General features: G+C 66.1%; 23 protein-coding genes and 1 pseudogene. 12 read left to right on the top strand and 12 right to left on the bottom strand.

The window, feature by feature from the left end; translation table 11 throughout:
* Positions 1 to 22: 22 nt before the first annotated feature.
* Positions 23 to 364 carry a MerR family transcriptional regulator gene (locus KME79_RS21775; protein WP_219546016.1) on the bottom strand — a complete coding sequence of 114 codons (342 nt, stop codon included), beginning with the start codon at positions 362 to 364 and terminating at the stop codon, positions 23 to 25.
* A gap of 86 nt (positions 365 to 450) precedes the next feature.
* Here KME79_RS21775 and KME79_RS21770 point away from each other — a divergent pair, with 86 nt between their 5' ends.
* Positions 451 to 1248, top strand: coding sequence for an aminotransferase class IV family protein (locus tag KME79_RS21770; RefSeq protein WP_219546014.1), 798 nt, complete (start codon positions 451 to 453; stop codon positions 1246 to 1248).
* An 11-nt stretch (positions 1249 to 1259) separates the two neighbouring features.
* Here KME79_RS21770 and KME79_RS21765 read toward each other — a convergent pair whose 3' ends face one another.
* Positions 1260 to 2000: a hypothetical protein gene (locus tag KME79_RS21765; RefSeq protein WP_246640199.1), complete on the bottom strand. Its 741-nt coding sequence runs from the start codon at positions 1998 to 2000 to the stop codon at positions 1260 to 1262.
* 151 nt (positions 2001 to 2151) lie between these two features.
* Here KME79_RS21765 and KME79_RS21760 point away from each other — a divergent pair, with 151 nt between their 5' ends.
* Positions 2152 to 2598 carry a hypothetical protein gene (locus KME79_RS21760; RefSeq protein ID WP_219546013.1) on the top strand — a complete coding sequence of 149 codons (447 nt, stop codon included), beginning with the start codon at positions 2152 to 2154 and terminating at the stop codon, positions 2596 to 2598.
* Here KME79_RS21760 and KME79_RS21755 read toward each other — a convergent pair.
* Positions 2595 to 2996, bottom strand: coding sequence for a hypothetical protein (locus tag KME79_RS21755; RefSeq protein ID WP_219546012.1), 402 nt, complete (start codon positions 2994 to 2996; stop codon positions 2595 to 2597). The two genes, KME79_RS21760 and KME79_RS21755, sit on opposite strands and share 4 nt — an antisense overlap.
* Positions 2997 to 3455: 459 nt before the next feature.
* Here KME79_RS21755 and KME79_RS21750 point away from each other — a divergent pair, with 459 nt between their 5' ends.
* Complete coding sequence (locus KME79_RS21750; RefSeq protein WP_219546011.1) at positions 3456 to 3974, top strand: HIT family protein; 519 nt, start codon at positions 3456 to 3458, stop codon at positions 3972 to 3974.
* Between the two features lie 2 nt (positions 3975 to 3976).
* Here KME79_RS21750 and KME79_RS47445 read toward each other — a convergent pair whose 3' ends face one another.
* Together KME79_RS47445 and KME79_RS21740 are read right to left on the bottom strand one after the other, a co-directional pair.
* Positions 3977 to 4639, bottom strand: a complete 663-nt coding sequence (locus KME79_RS47445) for a class I SAM-dependent methyltransferase (RefSeq protein ID WP_219546010.1) — start codon at positions 4637 to 4639, stop codon at positions 3977 to 3979.
* Positions 4632 to 5351, bottom strand: coding sequence for a hypothetical protein (locus KME79_RS21740; protein WP_219546008.1), 720 nt, complete (start codon positions 5349 to 5351; stop codon positions 4632 to 4634). Before KME79_RS21740 ends, KME79_RS47445 begins: the two co-directional genes overlap by 8 nt.
* Before the next feature lie 885 nt (positions 5352 to 6236).
* Between KME79_RS21740 and thiL the strand changes: the two genes are divergently transcribed.
* Both thiL and KME79_RS21725 read left to right on the top strand, forming a co-directional pair.
* Entirely contained in the window at positions 6237 to 7304 is a 1068-nt protein-coding gene (gene thiL / locus KME79_RS21730; RefSeq protein ID WP_219546005.1) for a thiamine-phosphate kinase, read from the top strand.
* A gap of 91 nt (positions 7305 to 7395) precedes the next feature.
* Positions 7396 to 8283 carry a phosphorothioated DNA-binding restriction endonuclease gene (locus KME79_RS21725; RefSeq protein WP_219546004.1) on the top strand — a complete coding sequence of 296 codons (888 nt, stop codon included), beginning with the start codon at positions 7396 to 7398 and terminating at the stop codon, positions 8281 to 8283.
* A 5-nt stretch (positions 8284 to 8288) separates the two neighbouring features.
* Here the strand turns inward: KME79_RS21725 and KME79_RS21720 are convergent, their stop codons facing one another.
* The 4 genes and pseudogenes from KME79_RS21720 to KME79_RS21710 all read right to left on the bottom strand — a co-directional run bounded on the left by KME79_RS21720 (position 8289) and on the right by KME79_RS21710 (position 9525).
* A complete protein-coding gene (locus KME79_RS21720; protein ID WP_219546003.1) occupies positions 8289 to 8435 on the bottom strand; it encodes a hypothetical protein in 147 nt (48 codons plus the stop codon).
* A gap of 67 nt (positions 8436 to 8502) precedes the next feature.
* Positions 8503 to 8754: a transposase gene (locus tag KME79_RS21715; RefSeq protein WP_219546002.1), complete on the bottom strand. Its 252-nt coding sequence runs from the start codon at positions 8752 to 8754 to the stop codon at positions 8503 to 8505.
* Positions 8751 to 9202: pseudogene (locus tag KME79_RS47735) on the bottom strand (ScoMcrA-related endonuclease). The gene KME79_RS21715 and the pseudogene KME79_RS47735 overlap by 4 nt, the downstream one beginning before the upstream one ends.
* A gap of 74 nt (positions 9203 to 9276) precedes the next feature.
* Positions 9277 to 9525, bottom strand: a complete 249-nt coding sequence (locus tag KME79_RS21710) for a GntR family transcriptional regulator (RefSeq protein WP_219546072.1) — start codon at positions 9523 to 9525, stop codon at positions 9277 to 9279.
* A 120-nt stretch (positions 9526 to 9645) separates the two neighbouring features.
* Between KME79_RS21710 and KME79_RS21705 the strand changes: the two genes are divergently transcribed.
* The 3 genes from KME79_RS21705 to KME79_RS21695 all read left to right on the top strand — a co-directional run bounded on the left by KME79_RS21705 (position 9646) and on the right by KME79_RS21695 (position 11491).
* Positions 9646 to 9864, top strand: coding sequence for a hypothetical protein (locus KME79_RS21705; protein ID WP_219546001.1), 219 nt, complete (start codon positions 9646 to 9648; stop codon positions 9862 to 9864).
* A gap of 479 nt (positions 9865 to 10343) precedes the next feature.
* The gene (locus tag KME79_RS21700; RefSeq protein ID WP_219546000.1) at positions 10344 to 11078 is read left to right on the top strand and encodes an SDR family oxidoreductase; all 735 of its coding nucleotides are present in this window, start codon (positions 10344 to 10346) and stop codon (positions 11076 to 11078) included.
* A 5-nt stretch (positions 11079 to 11083) separates the two neighbouring features.
* Positions 11084 to 11491, top strand: coding sequence for a cupin domain-containing protein (locus KME79_RS21695; RefSeq protein WP_219545999.1), 408 nt, complete (start codon positions 11084 to 11086; stop codon positions 11489 to 11491).
* Here KME79_RS21695 and KME79_RS21690 read toward each other — a convergent pair.
* The 3 genes from KME79_RS21690 to KME79_RS45080 all read right to left on the bottom strand — a co-directional run bounded on the left by KME79_RS21690 (position 11488) and on the right by KME79_RS45080 (position 13499).
* Positions 11488 to 11856 (bottom strand): YybH family protein, encoded by a 369-nt coding sequence (locus tag KME79_RS21690; RefSeq protein ID WP_219545998.1) that lies wholly within the window; start codon positions 11854 to 11856, stop codon positions 11488 to 11490. The genes KME79_RS21695 and KME79_RS21690 overlap by 4 nt on opposite strands.
* A gap of 69 nt (positions 11857 to 11925) precedes the next feature.
* Positions 11926 to 12537 (bottom strand): dihydrofolate reductase family protein, encoded by a 612-nt coding sequence (locus tag KME79_RS21685; protein ID WP_219545997.1) that lies wholly within the window; start codon positions 12535 to 12537, stop codon positions 11926 to 11928.
* Between the two features lie 62 nt (positions 12538 to 12599).
* Complete coding sequence (locus KME79_RS45080; protein ID WP_246640198.1) at positions 12600 to 13499, bottom strand: hemerythrin domain-containing protein; 900 nt, start codon at positions 13497 to 13499, stop codon at positions 12600 to 12602.
* 75 nt (positions 13500 to 13574) lie between these two features.
* Between KME79_RS45080 and KME79_RS21675 the strand changes: the two genes are divergently transcribed.
* The 4 genes from KME79_RS21675 (at position 13575) to KME79_RS21660 (ending at position 17440) form a co-directional block, all read left to right on the top strand.
* Entirely contained in the window at positions 13575 to 14468 is an 894-nt protein-coding gene (locus KME79_RS21675) for an alpha/beta hydrolase (protein WP_308248998.1), read from the top strand.
* Positions 14469 to 14622: 154 nt separating this feature from the next.
* A complete protein-coding gene (locus KME79_RS21670; protein WP_219545996.1) occupies positions 14623 to 15135 on the top strand; it encodes a hypothetical protein in 513 nt (170 codons plus the stop codon).
* A 76-nt stretch (positions 15136 to 15211) separates the two neighbouring features.
* On the top strand, positions 15212 to 16105 hold the full coding sequence (locus KME79_RS21665; RefSeq protein WP_219545995.1) for a LysR family transcriptional regulator: 894 nt from the start codon (positions 15212 to 15214) through the stop codon (positions 16103 to 16105).
* Positions 16106 to 16291: 186 nt separating this feature from the next.
* Positions 16292 to 17440 carry an ABC transporter ATP-binding protein gene (locus KME79_RS21660; protein ID WP_219545994.1) on the top strand — a complete coding sequence of 383 codons (1149 nt, stop codon included), beginning with the start codon at positions 16292 to 16294 and terminating at the stop codon, positions 17438 to 17440.
* Positions 17441 to 17447: the final 7 nt, after the last annotated feature.

Below are 17447 nucleotides of genomic sequence, written 5' to 3'. Positions count from 1 at the left end.
AGGAGGGTTACTGCTCGTTTACCTATCGCATGAGGAAGCCGGCGAGCGTGCTCCGGTTGCGCTGGAGGTCGTCGATGCGCTCGTCCATGGCCGCCAGCTCCCCGTTGAGGATGTCCCACAGCTCCGCGCACCAGTCGAACTCCGGCCGCTCGCCCCGCGCGCACGGCAGCACCGTACGGATCACCTCGGTGGACAGACCCGCCTTCAACAGCGCGCGCACCTGCCGCACGGTGACGACGGCATCCTCGCCGTAACGGCGGTAGCCGTTCGCGGCGCGGCCGACGTCGAGCAGCCCCTGCTCCTCGTAGTAGCGCAGCATCCTCGGGCGTACCCCGGTCAGCCGGGACAGCTCCCCGATCAGCATGAGTTGACCTTTCCATCGGTGTGAAGCCATAACGTCGCCTCGTCGAACGGGCATTCCGGCCCGCGTCATCACCGCTGGAGCAAGCCATGTCCTCTTTCGTCGCCCACCGCGACGGCCGCCCGGCCACCGCCGCGGAACTCGCGCCGCTCGCCTTCGCGGGCTACGCCCACTTCACCGCCATGCAGGTCAGGGGAGGTCGCGTACGAGGTCTCGACCTCCACCTGGAGAGGCTGCGATCCGCCTCCAAGGAGCTGTTCGGCCGGGCGCTTCCCGACGATCAGGTTCGGGCACGGCTGCGGTCGGCCCTCCTGGCAGGCCCGGCCGACCTCTCCCTGACGGCCACCGTGTACTCCCCGGCGGGCGAGTTCACCGCGACCGACCTTGAGCCTTCGCTCTTGGTACGCACCGGCCCGCCCGCGTCCGGGCCCCGAGGCCCGCTCTCGCTGGCGGCGGTCGAGCACGAACGGGTCCTCCCCGCCGTGAAACACGTCGGCGAGGTGGCCAAGACGTACTTCCTGCGCCAGGCCGTCGCCCGCGGCTTCGACGACGCCGCCTTCCTCGACCGCCGCGGCCGGCTCAGCGAAGGGTCCATCTGGAACCTGGCCTTCTGGGACGGGACCGCGGTGGTGTGGCCCGAGGCGGAGATGTTGGGCGGCACCACGATGTCCATCGTCCGCCGGCAGTTGGACCGGCTCGGCGTCCCCCAACGGGTTCAGGAGATCACGCTCGCCGACCTGCCATCGTTGGCCGGGGCCGTGGTCATGAACTCGTGGACGCCGGGGGTGCCTGTACACCAGATCGCCTCGACCTCTCTGCCTGAGGCGCCGTCTTTCGTACGAATGCTGCACGAGGCGTACGAGGGCGAACCCCTCAGCGCCCCTTAGGCAGCTCGTCCTCAGACTGGGTCTTCCAACTCGTCGAACAGGTCGTCGAGGGTTTGGGCGGTGACCGCACGGGTGGCCCAGGTCTCGAGCTGGTCGAGATCGGTGCAGGCGGTGACGCAGGCCCGGATGTCATCGGGAAGCGCGAAGCCACGGGTTTCGAGCACGAGCAGCACCACCCGAGCGGCTTCTTCCACCCTGCCCTCTGCTTCGACTAGGGCTAGGCCGTCTTTGAAGCCGCGGCCGTAATGTTCGCGCGCGAAGGGACTGTAGACGGGCCAGGCGGTGGATTTCATGCCGTGGACCATGACCGCCTCGTGGGCGTCGGTGATGATCGAGATGTCGTCCGGCCCCAGCACGTGGGGGTGCAGGCGGTAGCCGGTCAGCCCGGAATCGACCGGCGTGGCGTAGTGGGCGGCGACCCCTTGGTCAGGGCAGACGACCAGGACGGTGACGTCGCAGCGCAGCAGCAGCCACAGTGCGGTGGCATAGCGGGCGAGCTGTTTCGGGTCCTTGGACTTGTCGTGCGGGATCTCCACGACGATGGCGTGCGCGGGCTCGTTGGGTGGTCCCAGGACGACGACCACATCGGCTTCGAGATCCCCCGAGAAACGGGTGTTGAACGTACTGTCCTCGACGCGGATCAGCGGAGTGGTGGGCATCTCCACTCCCTTGAGGTCGCGCAAGATCTCCACTGCCAGCTCAGGCCGGTCTTTGAACAGCTGAATGAGTGCGTCATGTCGGGGGGACGGCATGACACTCATTGTGACACATCAACTACCTTGAGTGGTCATCGGGCCGCGCCCTTAACCACCCCGGTTGCCCTATTTACGCGGGTGCCGGCTCCGACGCCCGCCCGTGGCTGATCGACCCGAACGAACCTCCGGCCCGACCCGTCATATCCATATGAAGCGATTCGCTGTGGCGGGTGCGTGGCTGGCAGCGTTCCTCCTGTTCATCCCGACGGCGGGTCTGGCCGTAGCGGCCTCGTCGCTGCACGAACCAGCGGCTTTCCTGGGCTGGTACCTGGTGCTGCTGGCACTGGCCTACATCCTGGGCCTGATCCCCCTCGCACTGATCGGGCTCGCGCCCGACTGGCTGCGGGCGCTCGTCACAGCGATGGTGATGTACGTGATCGCGCTCGTCACACCGCTCACCACCGCCATGGCGAGCTTCCCGATCCACGTGATCAGGTGCGGCGGCCTGCCGCTCGTCGCCACGAACTTCGCCGCCGCCTACAGCTACCGGATGCCCGGCAGCGACTTCTACGTAGTGACCCCACTGGACAGCCGCTTCTTCTGCACCGAGGACGAGGCCCGCGCCGCCCGCTACCACCGATGGCCAGTGCCTTAACTGCCCTGGGTGAAGATGGTCTTCTCCTTCGAGCACGATCCGGTGGGCTGCTTGGCGGTGCCCCGGCAGACTTGGACCTTGATCTGCAGCACGTACCCGTAGCTCTGGCGGAAGGTGCCGACGCCGGGCTTGCAGTAGTAGAAGCCGTGGGTCTTCCAGCGTCCGTTCTTCGCGCTCTGGGCGCGGACGATAGCCCAGGAACAGGCCTTGCCGGGGATGTCCCTCACATTGCCGGAGACGACGAAACCGGACTGGCCCACCGTCACCCTGCCCCAGGCGCTGGCCTTGGCGTCAGCGGAGTACACGGTCCCCCACTTCCAGGACGTGCGGTCGGCCGCGGCCGGGGAGGCCAGGGTGAGGGGGAGGGCCAGAACGGCGAGGAAGGCGAGCAGGCGCATGAGGGAACTCCGGGATGGTACGTGATGTGATCACCTCTAGAGATAGGCCGTGTGCCTTGCGATCCGCTTGAAGCCGACTGTGATCAACCCACCAGCCCGGCGAGCAGATCTGCTGACCTCCAACAACCGGAAGATCGCCCTACACTGACGATCGTGGACTGGATCGAGCGGGTCACCGCGATCCGGTGCGGCTGCAGCCGTATCCGTCCTTCGCCGTTGGCGGCACCACCCGCATCGCTGTGGGCCTGTCCTCGTCGCCTTATCGAGGAATCGGCCAAAAGGGCATATACGGGATGCGATCTGTAGGGAACGAGTACATAGCTTCACATGAGGTAGCGAGTACCTGTGTGTTAGTGGCACTGACCAGCGAAAGCACTTGGTGACTACGCACCATCACTGTATTTCGTGCACACTAGGAACTCGGTCCCCACAGCCGTGGGGGACATCCAAGGAGGTTCTATGCACGCCCTTGCTGTCCGCTACTGGCTATCACACCCTCGAATATCAATGATGAGCAGATTTGCCCACCTATTTAGGCTGATCTCCCGCAAGCTGAGGGTTGCGACGACGGTGGATAAATCCTGGAAAGACGATTGCATATTCTGTCTTCGCCATGATCCGAAGCTCAATCGAATCCTGTGTGAAAACACTACGTTTTTTGCCCGGCACGACAACTATCCCGCTGTCGCGGGCCATGTGGAGATCGTTCCGAAACGGCATGTTGCGTCCTTCTTTGAACTGACAGATCACGAAGTTCTGGAAGCCTACGCTCTTCTTCGGGAGGCGCGTAGCAAATTGATCAGAGAATACGACACCCCGGACGGATACACCATCGGCGTCAACGAGGGGAAGGCAGCAGGGCAATCGATCGAACACCTGCACGTTCATCTGATCCCACGCTACTTCGGTGACGTCAAGGACCCCCGTGGCGGAATCCGCCAGGCGGCACCCAACTGTGAGCCCGACAGTTGGCTATGAGGCTATGCCGAGCGGCCCCATGCTATGAACCAGTTGTGTCGTCCCGTTCGGCGTACCCGCACGTCATCGAATCCAAGACAGCTCATAGCGGAGGAGAAGTGCTCTGGCTGTACGAATGTGAACCATCGCCGGCCGTTGAGGGTCCCTCCGTCGCGCCATCCTTCACCCGTTCCTGACTGCATGCTGATGGCTGCCACACCTCCTGGCGCCAGCACGCGAAGGATTTCAGACAGGGCTCGGGGAATCACGGACGAGGGGAGGTGAAGCAAACTGCCTGATGCCCAGACGCCACCAACGGCGCCTGCGCGGAAGGGAAGCCGTAGCGCATCGAAGGCCATGTAAGGCACGCTGGGCGCGTTATCGGCCTCCGCACGCCGCCGAGCGCATCGAAGCATGCTGAGGCTGATATCGCCGGCGATGACCTTCCTACCGAGCGCCGCTATACGATGGGCATCACGGCCGGGCCCACACCCGAGGTCGAGCAGAGGCAGACGCGCAGGCGCCATGTCCGCGAATGAGAGCACCTCGGCTTCGAGCCCCGGGTAACTTGCATAGTCTCCTGTGGCCGTCGCATATTCTTGAGCCTTCTGGCTATAAGTTTGCGTGGTGATTCTGATGACCGTTTCCACTGATGTGTTCGTGGACGTTTCCAGTGCTTCAGACATGTTCCAGTTCGTCTTGGCCGAGTAGGTGGCAAAGAGAGTTCAGCTCATGCCAGGTTCGGGCACAGTCAAGCTGATCATAGCCATGGCTCGCGTCGAAGCTCACGCATCCGATGAACTTGGACCTGCCATTTCTGACAGGGCTGGCGAAAACAGCACCTCGGTGCCTGTATCGCTCGAAATCCGGCCATGAGAAGCCCATCACGGCGTCCGGACCGTTCTGCTGACGGTAATTCGCGAACTTGCTCTCGTCCGTCAGGTGTTGGGCAAGATCCAAGATGTTCAACCCGACCTCATGGTTGCGCTTCCAGCACAACCCGACGACGCCTATGCCGCGTGCCGGTCGGAGAGAGCGGGTCATGGGCGTGGAGCCCAGCCGATACGTAGCGATCCGGACAAGCTCGCCCGCAGGATGGCGGAGAGTACGCCTTCGCTGCCACACGTGAAGCGCCGGATCGCTGGGGGCCAGCGCGGGCCGGACTTTTGAGGTGACTTCGAGAAGCTGGCCGAACGTGGTGAGAATCTGGCCCCGGATGACCACTTGGCGTTGGACCCGGATCCTGTGCGTGAGCGCTTCGAAGGGTGTCAGGACGCCGAAGATGCCGACCACCGCGATGAGAGTCACCAGGATGTACGGGTGCTCGGCCGTGATGAACTGCCAGGTAGCGGCGGAAGGATAGCCATATTGCTTTCCAGCGAGCGCCAGCGTGGCCATGAGCAGGACGCTCCGGTCTGCGGTCCGCGCGGTTGCCAATCGCACAATCGCCTGCCGTTCCAGTGCACTCGTTTCTGCTCTTGGTCAGATGTGCTGGTGAAGTATTATGGCATTGAATCCCAGTAACTCTGCTTTGGGTCATCCTTGCGGGTCGGAAAGGTGTCGTCCTAAACTCTGGGTCGAGGGCGGTATGCATACCTCTATGGACGGTTCATGCTCGGGTGCTGACTTTTGTCAGGAGTTGTCCGGGAGGGCTGATACCGCGTTCAAGAGAGTCTACGGCGGTGATCCATCTGAGCGGATCATTTCACGGAGTGAAAATCTAGCACTGTTGGTTGATATGTCGCCATTGTGCGTGGGCCACCTTCTGCTTGTGCCGAATGGCCACTATGTGAGCTTCGCGGAAGTTGTCAAAGAGTACTGTGCGGAGGTGGAGCGCGCTCTCGGTCGCATCTTCGACCTCTACGCAGAGAGCATTCGTGAGCCGGTCATCCTGGAACACGGATCTTCACTTGAGATGGATCACGGTGCCTGCATCAGTCATGCGCACTTGCATGTGTTACCCCTTGAATGGGAAGCCGTCCATAAGGAGATATCGGAAGACGGCCTTGCATGCAGCGAGCTGGGCGGAATCAGTGCGCTCGCGAAGTTCGGTGAGGGCGGCTCGCCGTATTTCTATTGTGCGGACAGGTCTCGGTCTTATATATATAATCCCAGGCGTGATTTGCGAAGGCAGTATTTACGTTCCGTAGCGGGACGACTTCTGGGCATACCGGATCCGGAGTGGGACTATGCAGTGGTCGTCCGCAAAGATATACTGCACGCCACGATGAACCTGACCGCGGGGTGGCTTATCACATAAGTTCGAATCCTACGGGGAGAAGCATGGTGGAAGTCAAAGCTGCTTCCGACGAGCCGACACGTCTCGCGGAGATCATCCACCCGTTGTTCGCTGACCAGGCACGTGGCTGGTCCAGCCGGCTCGACAACGGTAGCAGCACTCGATTGCTGGCGGGTGTTCCTGCACAGGACGACTGTGCAGTGTTCGGGCTGCTGGGAGACCAAGAGTTGGTTCTGGGATCCGACTATGTCCGTGGTCCCAAGTTCCAACTTTACGAGCTCGGCCACCTGAACGAATATGACATCGGCTACTACCTGGCAATCGCGAACTTCAGTGACATCGCCGCCATGGGCGCCCATCCGATAGCCCTACTATCTGTGATCCGATACCCCAAACACATGCCGGATGACGTATTCAGCCAGGTCATGGAGGGTGTCCGGGATGCCTGCGCAAGCGTCGGAGCCCCCAATGTCGGCGGTGACATCGGCACTGCCGAGCGTCTGATTCTTTCCGCCAGCGCGATGGGTGTGGTCGAGCCGGGACGGTCGTTGCGTAGAAACGGTGCACGCCCCGGAGACCTGCTGTACATCACCGGCCCCACTGGGATTGCCGCAGCCGCACAACTGTACTTCAGCAAGATGGCGAGTACGGGTGCAACCAGGCGCGACGGCATGGAAGAGGAGCTGATCGGTGCTTGGAAACGCCCGAAAGCGCTTGTCCGGCACGGCCGGTGTCTCAGCCGCAGCGGCGTGGTCACCAGCTGCCAGGACTCATCAGACGGGCTTAAGGCTGGAATACAGACGATCGCCACCTTGAGCGGAGTGGGATTCCTCGTCGAGGAGGATACGCTCCCCATCGCGGACGTGGTGGCCGAGGTGGCCAAGCTCGGAGGCGCCGATCCCGTGGCGATGGTTCTGGGGGATTCCGTCGACTTCCAGCTCGTCTTCACGGTCGCGGCGGAGGCGCAGTCGCGGCTCGAAGAAGAGCTCGCCGCCGGCGGATTGTCTTTCCACCGAATCGGCGTGGCCACCGAAGAGCGGGCAGTCATGCTGCGCCGTCTCGATGGCATGCTGCAAGACCTGCCGGGGGTGGAGTGGAGGCACTCCGCCTGAAGCTTGCTCTTCCCAGCCACTGATCTCGCCGGTGATGGTCGAATGCCTCCACATCCTTCGAGAACCGGAAGATCGCCCTACACTGACGATCGTGGACTGGATCGAGCGGGTCGCCGAGATCCGGCGCTGGACGCGGGGCGGCGAGCGCGCCCCGCACAAGCCGCTCCTCCTCCTGTACGCCCTGGGCCGCTTCCAACGCCACGGCAACCGGCCGATCCCCTTCAGCGCCGCGGAGGCCGAGCTCAAGACCCTGCTCAAGGAGTACGGCCCGCCCCGCGACACCAGCCCCGGCTACCCGTTCCACCACCTGACCAGCGACGGCCTCTGGCTGGTCGAGACCCTGCACGGCCCGGGCAGCCCCGGCCCCGAACTGGGCAGATTGCGCGACAGCCAGGCCAGCGGCCGCCTCCACCCCGACCTGGCCCGCGCCCTGTCGGAGGAACCCGGCCTGCTGGGACGGATCGCCCGCTACCTTCTCGACGCCAACTTCGCTCCGTCCCTGCACACCGACCTCTGCATGCTGGCCGGCCTGGACCTGGAGACGGCGGAGATCACCGGCGAGGCCAGGAAGCCACCGCCCGTCCGCCGCGGCCCCGGGTTCCGCGATCAGGTGCTGATGGCGTACGAGTACTGCTGCGCGTTCTGCTCGTACGACGGCTGGCTGGACGGCACGGCGGTGGGCCTCGACGCGGCGCACGTCCGCTGGTGGGCCTTCGACGGCCCGGACGACCTGGCCAATGGCCTGTGCCTGTGCGCGATCCACCACAAACTGTTCGACAAGGGCGTCCTCGGGCTGACACAGGGCCGGACCATCACCGTCTCGGCCAGGTACGTGGGCCGCTCGCAGGCATCCCGCGACATGGTCCTCTCCCTGGCCGGACGCCAGGCCCGGGAACCCCAGCCGGGCCTGGACGCGGTCAAGCCGGACCACATCGGCTGGCACGTCCGCCAGGTCTTCCGCACGCCCGCCCGCGGTTGACCGAGCTATTGCTGCTCGTCGAACAGGTCGTCAACGGTCTGGGCGTTGATGGCGCGGGTGGCCCGGGTTTCGAGCCGACCCAGGGCGGTGCAGGCATCGATACCCCGGAGGTCGTCCGGCACTGTGAAGCCGCGGGTTTCCAGCGGGAGCAACACTCGCAGTACCGGCGTACCTGCTCGTCCGGATGCAGCTTCTCGCCGCCCGGCATGCCGTCCACGATCAAGGCTCTTCGAATTGAGACGGGGTTGAGGTGCCCCGGGCGCGGCGGGTGGTGGCGCAGCGACTGCGTAGTCGTTGGTTCTCCGGATTGCGGAAGCCGTGGGTGTCGCGGGCGACGGTTTTTATGACACGGTTGGTGCCTTTAGAGTCGGCGTTGGTGATGCCGGTGTGGATGAACGCGAGGATCTGGGGCCGCCAGGTCTCGATGGTGGTGGCCAGCCGGAAAGAGGGATGGCCGAACCGGGTAATCAACGCTCCGATCCCGACGGCTGTCCGTGACCGGCTCTCCAGTCGGGCTGGGCCTGTCCGGATAACAGAGTCAGCGCCTGGTGCCGACGTGGCTGGCCTGTCAGCCTTGACGTGTCGGTGCGGAGCGAGCCGACCTGCAGGAGCAAATCCTCGATCGTGTGCTGTGCGATTTCCAAGCCCGGAGCGGCGACTTCGAATCCGAAACGGATGAGCTGGCGAGCCACGGTTACCCGGCCGCCGGAGAAGTCGCTGGGTCGGAGAGGCCGCCCGGTGACCCCGCAGTGGGCTGCTCCCGCAATCGCCTTCGAGTCGTAGCGTCGGCCCTCAAGAACGAGGAAGTACCCCGCGCCGGCCAGTACTCGTACCGCTCCAGGAAGGCGTCCCGCCCTACCGAGTCGTACTCCGCGATCGCGGTAAGGATCATTTCACGACGAAGATCCGCGAGTCCCACGGTGACAGCTTATGGGGCGATTTCTCCGTCACACAGCCTTTCGGCGCCGGACGGTGGTCGGCGACTGCCTCTGCCTACTCGGCAGCGGGCTGGGCTTCGCTGGACGGGCTGACGAAGCTGCCGAGGTTGGGCACGGTGTAGATCAGTCCCTCTTCTCGCAACTGACGGGTCGCCTTGCGGATGGTGTCGCGGGCTACGCCGAATTCCTGGACCAGACGCACCTCCGACACCAGATACTTGGGCGGGTACTCCCCGGTCGAGATGCGCGCACGGAGGACGTCCGCGATCTGTTGCCAGCGAGGGCGGTCAGGCTCGAACTCCATCACAGCTCTAATGGTAGGAAGGGAGCGAGAAGGGTATTTATTTGCCTCAAGGGATCCATTGGGATCGCTAGTGACCCCTAGGGGTAGACAGGCTCTGCTCGATCCTCGTACGCTCAAGCCATGACGCCACCTCCCTATGACCTCGACATTCTTCGCGCGGCCTTCCCCGCCTGGTCGATCTTCCGTAGCGACGCAGGCGTGTTCTACGGCACTCGCCGCGGCGTCCACCTCCGGAACGCCGACATCGACCAGGGCCTGCGGCAGACGGTGAGCGCGGAGGACGCATACACCTTCGTATCGCTGCTCCAGGAACAGGGCCGCCTGGCGGTGACGCCGTGAGCCGTCCGCCGCTGGACCCAGAGTGCCTCGGCCTCCACGTACCCACACCCCGCGCCGACGCCATACGGGTGGACTGGGCAAAGAGCCTTCCCAGAGCGGACCGGCTGCGAGTCCGCGGCCACACCTGTGCCTGCACCTACCCGGCGTTCGAGCTCTGCACAGCCGCCGGCCTGTGGTTCGTCCGGCGCCTCCCCGCCAAAGGCCTCGGGGACATCGTGGAAAGCGCCTGGACGTCCGCCAGCGCGACCGAGGAACTGTGGCTGCAGATCGTGACCGGCCGCGCTCGGTGATGCAAGCGGGCCGACGAACCCCCACAGACAGGGACGCTTTCGACGGTTGCTGAAAGTTTGCCGCCCTGTACGTGGCAACAGAGACGCCACGAGGGACGCTCAAAGACGAGGTCCAAAGCAACTCAGGCCAGGAAGCCGTCCTGTCCTAACCGGCAGCCGCCAGGCCAAGGGCACAGGGAAGGGTCAGGAATGAAGATCGTCGTAGTAGGCGGAACCGGTCTGATCGGCTCGAAGCTCGTGGCCAAGCTCGAAGAACGCGGCCACGAGGCGGTACCGGCATCCCCGAGCACCGGTGTGAACGCCCTCACCGGCGAAGGCCTGGCCGAGGCGCTGGAGGGCGCGTCCGTGGTGGTCGACGTATCGAAGTCCGCCTCCTTCGAGGAAGCCGCCGTACGGGAGTTCTTCGACACTTCCACCCGCAACCTGCTCGCCGCGGAGGCGGAGGCCGGCGTCGGCCACCATGTCGTGCTGTCGATCGTGGGCGCGGATCGCCCGCCGGCGCGCCCGTACTTCCAGGCGAAGGCCGCCCAGGAGAAGCTGATCGAGGAGGCGTCGATCCCGTTCTCGCTCGTACGCGCCACCCAGTTCTTCGAGTTCGTCCCGAGCATCGCCGACGAGGCCACGGACGGCGGCAAGGTGCGGATGGCGCCCGTGCTCTTCCAGCCCATCGCGGGTGACGACGTAGCGCGGGCGGTCGGCCGGGTCTCGGTGGGGGAGCCGTCGAACGGCAGGGTCGACGTGGCGGGGCCCGAGCAGGTCCGGATGGACGAGTTCTTCCGGGAGGCGCTCGCCTCCTGGGGTGATCCGCGTGAGGTGGTCACCGACCCGCACGCGCACTACTTCGGAGCCGAGCTGCGCGAGAGGTCGCTGGTGCCGGATGACGGCGCCACCCTCGGCGAGATCCGCTACCGAGACTGGAGATAGGTCCCATGTCCGAGGCCAAGCCCGCCTGGCAGACGGCGCTCACCATGCTGCAGGAGGTCGAGCCGCCCTTCATCCCGGAGGGGGCGCACGTGATGACCGTGGTCATCGAGTTCCCGCCCGGCGACCCCGGCACCCCGCCGCACCGCCACTCCGGCCCGGCGTTCGGCTACGTGCTGGAAGGCGAGATGCTGTTCGAGCTGGAAGGCGAGCCGGAGCGGGTCCTGCGGGCCGGTGAGGTGTTCTGGGAGCCGGGCGGCGACGTCATCCACTACCAGGACGGCAACCACCGCGACGACGTCCGGCTCCGCTTCACCGTCACCATGCTGTGTGAGCCCGGCAAGCCGATGCTCACGCTGGTGGACGACGAAGAACTCGCCCAGCGCCAGGACCGCCGCGCCCCTCGCCCGTCCTAGGAGCGGCCCGGCGGCACGAATTCGGGCTGGTCGAGCACCCGCAGCCAGCTCCCGTCGGCCTGACGCCGGACCACCTGCGCGCGAGCGCCGGAACCGTCCTTGGGCGGCGTCGAGGTCAGGGCGATGTCGCCGCTGATCAACGTGGGCAACGGCTCCTCCGGTGAGAAGCGGGGGCGCCCGGCCAGCACCTTCGACCACAGCTCGCGGATCGCCTCCCGCCCCACGGTCTGGCTCCCCGGCGGGTACGCCAGCACCGCGTCCTCCTCATAGAGGGCGGCGACCCCGGCCGCGTCCCCGGCGTTGGACCGCTCGACGAACAGCCGGGTGATGTCTTCGGGTCGCATGGCCTTCTCGTATGCACTCATGCCTCCAGCATCCCCACCCCTCCAACCAGAAGTCCAACAGCTGGTTCTGATCGAAGCCAGAATCAGCACTTATGAAACGCGGCTCATGTCCCCTGTCTCAGGCGTGCCGTCGGCGAGCCCGTAGCGCAGGTACACGGTCCCCTTCGGACCGGCCGCCGGCGGTTCGAGGAGTGTGACGTTCGTGGGCACCGCGCCGCCGTCGAACACCTTCTTGCCGACGCCGAGCACGATGGGGTGCACCCAGAGGTCGAGACGGTCGAAGAGCTTCTCGCGCAGGAGGGTCTGCACCAGGTTCAGGCTCCCGACGACCTTCACGTGCTCGTGCCGGTCGCGGATCTCACGCACCGCGCCGGCCAGGTCCGGGCCGAGCCGCGTGGACCCGGCCCACGAGAGGTCGGGCGTGCCGCGGGAGGCCACGTACTTCGGGACGCTGTTGAACAGCGTGGCGATCTCGCCCTCCTGGTGCGGCCAGTAGGCGGCGAAGATGTCGTAGGTCCGCCGGCCGAGCAGGAGCGCGTCCGTGCCCTCGTACGCGGCGGAGACCTGCGCCCCTGTGGCCTCTTCCAGCAGGGGCGCCTGCCACCCGCCGAACGGGAACCCCACCGGGTCCTCGTCGGGGCTGCCGGGCGACTGCCCGACGAGGTCGAGGGTGGCGAACAGTTCGATGTGGATGAGGCCCATTCCCTTACTCCCGATGCGTTGGTTGTCTCGATCGAGAGGTAGACCTCTGGGCGCCGGCGGACTCATCGCTGCGCATCGCGTCCGATGTCCGGCTCGACGGGGACGGTGAGCAGGAAGTCGGGCGATGTGTCGTCCCAGCCGGTGATGGCCAGCGCGTTGAGAGCTGCGACGATCTTCCGCTCCTCGTAGGTGAAATGTGACTCCAGGAGGGCTGCCAGGCCGTCGAACTCGGCCTGCACCTGCCGGGGCTCGACGGCACCTTCGTCACCGAGACCGTCGAGGAGGTCCCGCAGGCGGCGCAGGATGTCGCTGACAAGTCGGTGATCGCGTGTCAGCTCCTCAAGCACCGGCCGCAGCGGGGGAAACCGCTCGCCCAGCACGGGGAACGCGACGGCGTCCTCGCCGGTGTGGTGACGTTCCAGCGCCGAGCAGAACGCCAGGCAGTGAGCCGGCAGTGCCCGGGGCAGTGCGGCGCGGCCCGCCAAGTGGGCCTCGACGTCGGCGCGCAGCTTGGCCAGCTCTTCGCGGAGCCATTCATGCACGTTGATCAACTGGTTGCCGAACGCTCTGAGGCGTTCGTCAGGGGTGGATGTTCCCATAGGGATCCCATGGTCCGGCGCCTCCATGTCCTCGGCGGCCTGCTTGCCGGATACACCGCGGCGCTGACGACGGATCTCATCACTCTCAGGATCACCCGTCAAGCCGGCGTCGGCGACGTTTGACAGCCCTCGGGGGGGCGGGCTGTAATGATCTCCGCGTCGCGTGACGCCGGTGAGGAGAACGCCGGCTGCATGGAGGCGTCGTATCAGGGGGTTGATCTCGTGACGTCTCAGTTCACCGGTCGCATCTGATCCTGGCCACGCCCGCGCAACTCCTGCACTGACGGTGCTGAGCACCGCCATCGCGACATTCCCGGATGCCGGATGACTGACCGCCGAACCGGTCTCTTTGTCGCCGGCCATGGCACAAGCACCTCGTGGTGATCTGGCTGCAGCCGGTACGACGTGTCTCCCCTCGACCGTGCGAAGGACCCATTCGTGAACCTTACCCACATCCCCGCCGCCCCTGACGCCGCAGCCGAGCTCCTGGCCGAGATCGGCGCCATGCTGTCGCAGCCTCCCGTCCTCCCGGCCGACGCCGACCGCGCCGCGCTGCTGCCGCACACCGGCGGCGTTCCCACCACCTGGGTCACCGCTCCACGGTCGCCGACCGCCGAGGCGGGGGTTACGGTCTACGTCCATGGAGGCGGTTTCGAGTACACGAACCCCCACCTGGAACAGATCATGGCCTACCGCCTCTCCCAGGCGACCGACCGTCCCGTCCTGGCCGTGGATTACCGCCTCGCCCCCGCCCATCGCTATCCGGCCGCCCTCGATGACGTGGTGACCGTCTACCGGAGTCTGCTCGCCCAGGATGTGCCCGCCTCCCGGATCATCCTGGCCGGTGAGTCCGCAGGCGCCACGCTCGTGCTGTCGGCGCTGCTCGTGCTGAAAGAGGCCGGCGACGCCCTGCCCGCTGGAGCGCTGGCCGTCTCCCCGCAGACCGACCTCACGCTGTCCAGCCCCTCGATCGGCGCCAACGACGGCCAGGACGTCGTCGACCGGGCCGTGCTCGACCACGTCCGCACGCAGTACCTGGCCGGGGCCAGGCCAGATCAGGGACCTCAATCCCCGCTCCACGGTGACCTTCGCGGACTGCCGCCGCTGCTGGTCGTGGCCGGTTCGAAGGAAGTTCTCCTCGATGACGCGCGGCGGTTCGCGGAAGCGGTGTCCGACGCGGCGGGAACGGTGAGCCTCGACATCTACGACGGCATGCCGCACGCCTTCCACGCGTGCGTCCTCGGCGCCGATCCGCTGCCCACCGCCGTGACCTTGCTCCGCCGCACAGCGGAGTGGAGCAGGTCGCTCCCCGGCCAAGGCCACCTGGCCTGAACACGCTCGGAAGGGACGAATGCGGATCGCCTGCCGCCAGGCGGTGGGCGAGGTGACGGACCGGGCGCAGGCCGTCGGACATGCGTGGACCCGGTGACCGCATGGCCCAGTGGTTTCCAAGTGAGTCGCAAATCCACCACTCCACAGTGACACCATGCCCTCTCGTTCCGACGCCTCCGGCGAGTCGATGTTCACCATGGTCGTCCTGGTCGTCGCCACGATGGTCGCGGCGGTGGGATGGACTCTGACGGCCACTGTCCCCGCACTGGTCGACATCGGATTGGCGACCGGTCTCACCGGCGCTCCGGGAACCTTGACCGTTCAGGAGTGCCACGACCTGGAGTCCAGCAGGTACGGCAGGCAGGTGTGCACGGGCGACTTCGTGTACGAGGCCACCGGCGACAAGGTGGCGGCGGTCGGCGCCTTCTCCTGGGGCGAGCCCGGCCGCGTCTATCCTGCTCAGATCACCAGCGGGCGTGACCGGGCAGGGTTCCGGGGAGTGCAGGGCGCTCTGGCAGCGCTTCCCCACGTCTCCATCGGCTTGATCTTCATCACCGCGGCGGGGATGGCCCTGAGGCTTCGGGTCTTCCGCTTGCGCAACGCGGCAGCGGTCGCCGCAGTGGGACTCGTGGGGATCGTCGTCGGCGTCGTCGCGAGATGGTTCTGAGGGCAAGGACCGGCGCCATGAACAGGCCCGCTAGAAGCCCAACAGGTAGGCCTCGCCGAAACTAGAATCAACGCTTATGGAACTCCGGCAGCTCGAGTACTTCATAGCCGTCGCCGAAGAGCGCAACTTCACCAGAGCCGCCGAGCGCGTCCACATCAGCCAGTCCGGCGTCAGCGCCCAGATCCGCCAGCTCGAACGCGAACTCGGCGCCGAGCTCTTCGAAAGGCACACCCGCACCGTCACCCTCACCGTCGCCGGCAAGGCCGCGCTCGAACACGCCCGCGCCGCCCTCGCCGCCTCTAACGCCGTCAAGCAGGCAGTGGGGGAGGTGACCGGCCTGATCCAGGGCAGGCTCACCGTCGGCATGGTCATCGGCTGCACCGTCACCCCGCTGTTCGACGCCCTCGCCGCCTTCCACCGGGCGCACCCGGGAGTGGAGATCTCGCTGCTGGAGGGCAACTCCGACTGGCTAGCCGAGAGCGTACGAACCGGGACGATCGACCTGGCCCTCATCGGGACGGAGACCGGCGAGCACGACGGGCTCCACACGATGACGATCACCAGGGAACGCCTCGTCGCGGCGGTGCCCCCCGGCCATCCCCTCGCGGACCGGGAGCGGGTCACGCTGGACGAGCTGACCGCGTACCCGATCGTCTGCATGCCGGAGGGCACCGGCCTGCGGGCCGTGTTCGACCGGGCCTGCGCGGCGAGAGACCGCCGGCCGGTGATCGCGTTCCAGGCCAGTGCCGGGGACGCCGTCGCCGACCTGGCCGCGCGCGGGCTCGGCGTCGGCATCCTCAGCGAGTCGATGGCCGCGCACCACCGCGACCGGCTCGCCGCCCGCGTCATCGACGACGTCGACCAGCCCGCCATGCTCGCCCTGGTCTGGAAGAACACCCACAATCCAGCCGTACGAGAAGCGCTCGCGCACAGCCGGAAGGCCTTCGCCCCGCGCACGGTCCAGGCATGATCTTGAAATGGCTTCAAAGTGGCTGAAAGACGCGCGCCGGTGACCAACAAGGTGTTGGAAAGCGAGTGCAGTCGTTGACCGCCGTTCGCGGCGCGCGGCATGCTCCGGGGCACGTGCCGCTTACCGGTCCCCCACGGAAATGTGCGAGGGAAACCGGCGGGCGGCAGGCCTGATACGGAGGTCTGCGTGACTGCGGTAACCAATGACGAACAGGTTGCCGAGGGTTTTCTTCGCGTTGTGGGATTGAGCAAAGCATACGGTGACGTGCGTGCTGTCTCCAACGTTAGTTTCTCCCTCGAGCCGGGCACGTTCTTCGCCCTACTCGGCCCCTCGGGGTGCGGAAAGACCACGCTGCTCAAGATGCTGGCGGGATTCGAGTCGCCGTCGGCCGGAGAAATACATCTCGGTCCGGGTGAGATCACGGACATGCCCGCATTCCGGCGGCCGTTGAATACCGTCTTCCAGCATTACGCGCTGTTCCCGCATATGGATGTGGCGAAGAATGTGGGATACGCGCTGCGCCAGCAGCGGCCCCGGATCGCGAAGTCCGAGATCGAGTCGCGGGTCAACGCGGCTCTCCAGCTCGTGCAGCTGGACCACCTGCCGCGGCGGCGGCCGTCGGAGCTGAGCGGGGGACAGCAGCAGCGGGTGGCTCTCGCGCGGGCGCTGGTCGCCCACCCGTCGGTCCTGCTGCTGGACGAGCCGCTGTCGGCGCTGGACGCCAAGCTCCGCGTCGACATGCAGGCCGAGCTCAAGTCCCTGCAGTCCAGGCTCGGCATCTCCTTCATCTTCGTCACCCACGACCAGGGGGAGGCCCTGTCGATGGCCGACCGCATCGCGGTGATGCGCGAGGGCGAGATCGTGCAGGACACCACCCCCATGGACTTGTACGATCGGCCGGCGGACTCGTGGGTGGCGGGTTTCATCGGCACGATGAATTTCGTCGCGGGGACCGTGGCGGGCGTTTCCGACGACCTCACTCAGGTCGAGACGGAGGCCGGGACTTTCTCCGGCATCGCCACGGCGGATCTGAATTCCGGCCAGGACGTCCGGCTGGCGCTGCGTCCCGAACGCCTGCGCCTGTTCGCGCCGGACAGCGATGACAGCAAGGCCGCCGAATGCACGGCCACCGGTGTGGTGGAGGCATTCAGTTTTCACGGGGACCAGGTCGACTGCACGGTGCGGACGCAGACGATCGGCGCGGTGAAGGTGCGCATTCCGCTGGCCGGCACCGCCCACGAGATCGATTTCCAATCGGGCGGCGCGGTGGTCGTCGGCTGGAATTCGAGAGACGCCCGAGTCGTGCCCACGTGGAATTCCGCCGCGAAGTCCTAAGGAGTGC

This window comes from Nonomuraea harbinensis, from assembly GCF_019396385.1.
GTDB classification, from domain to species: Bacteria; Actinomycetota; Actinomycetes; order Streptosporangiales; family Streptosporangiaceae; genus Nonomuraea; species Nonomuraea ferruginea.
This window is presented reverse-complemented; position numbering and strand designations above follow the sequence as displayed.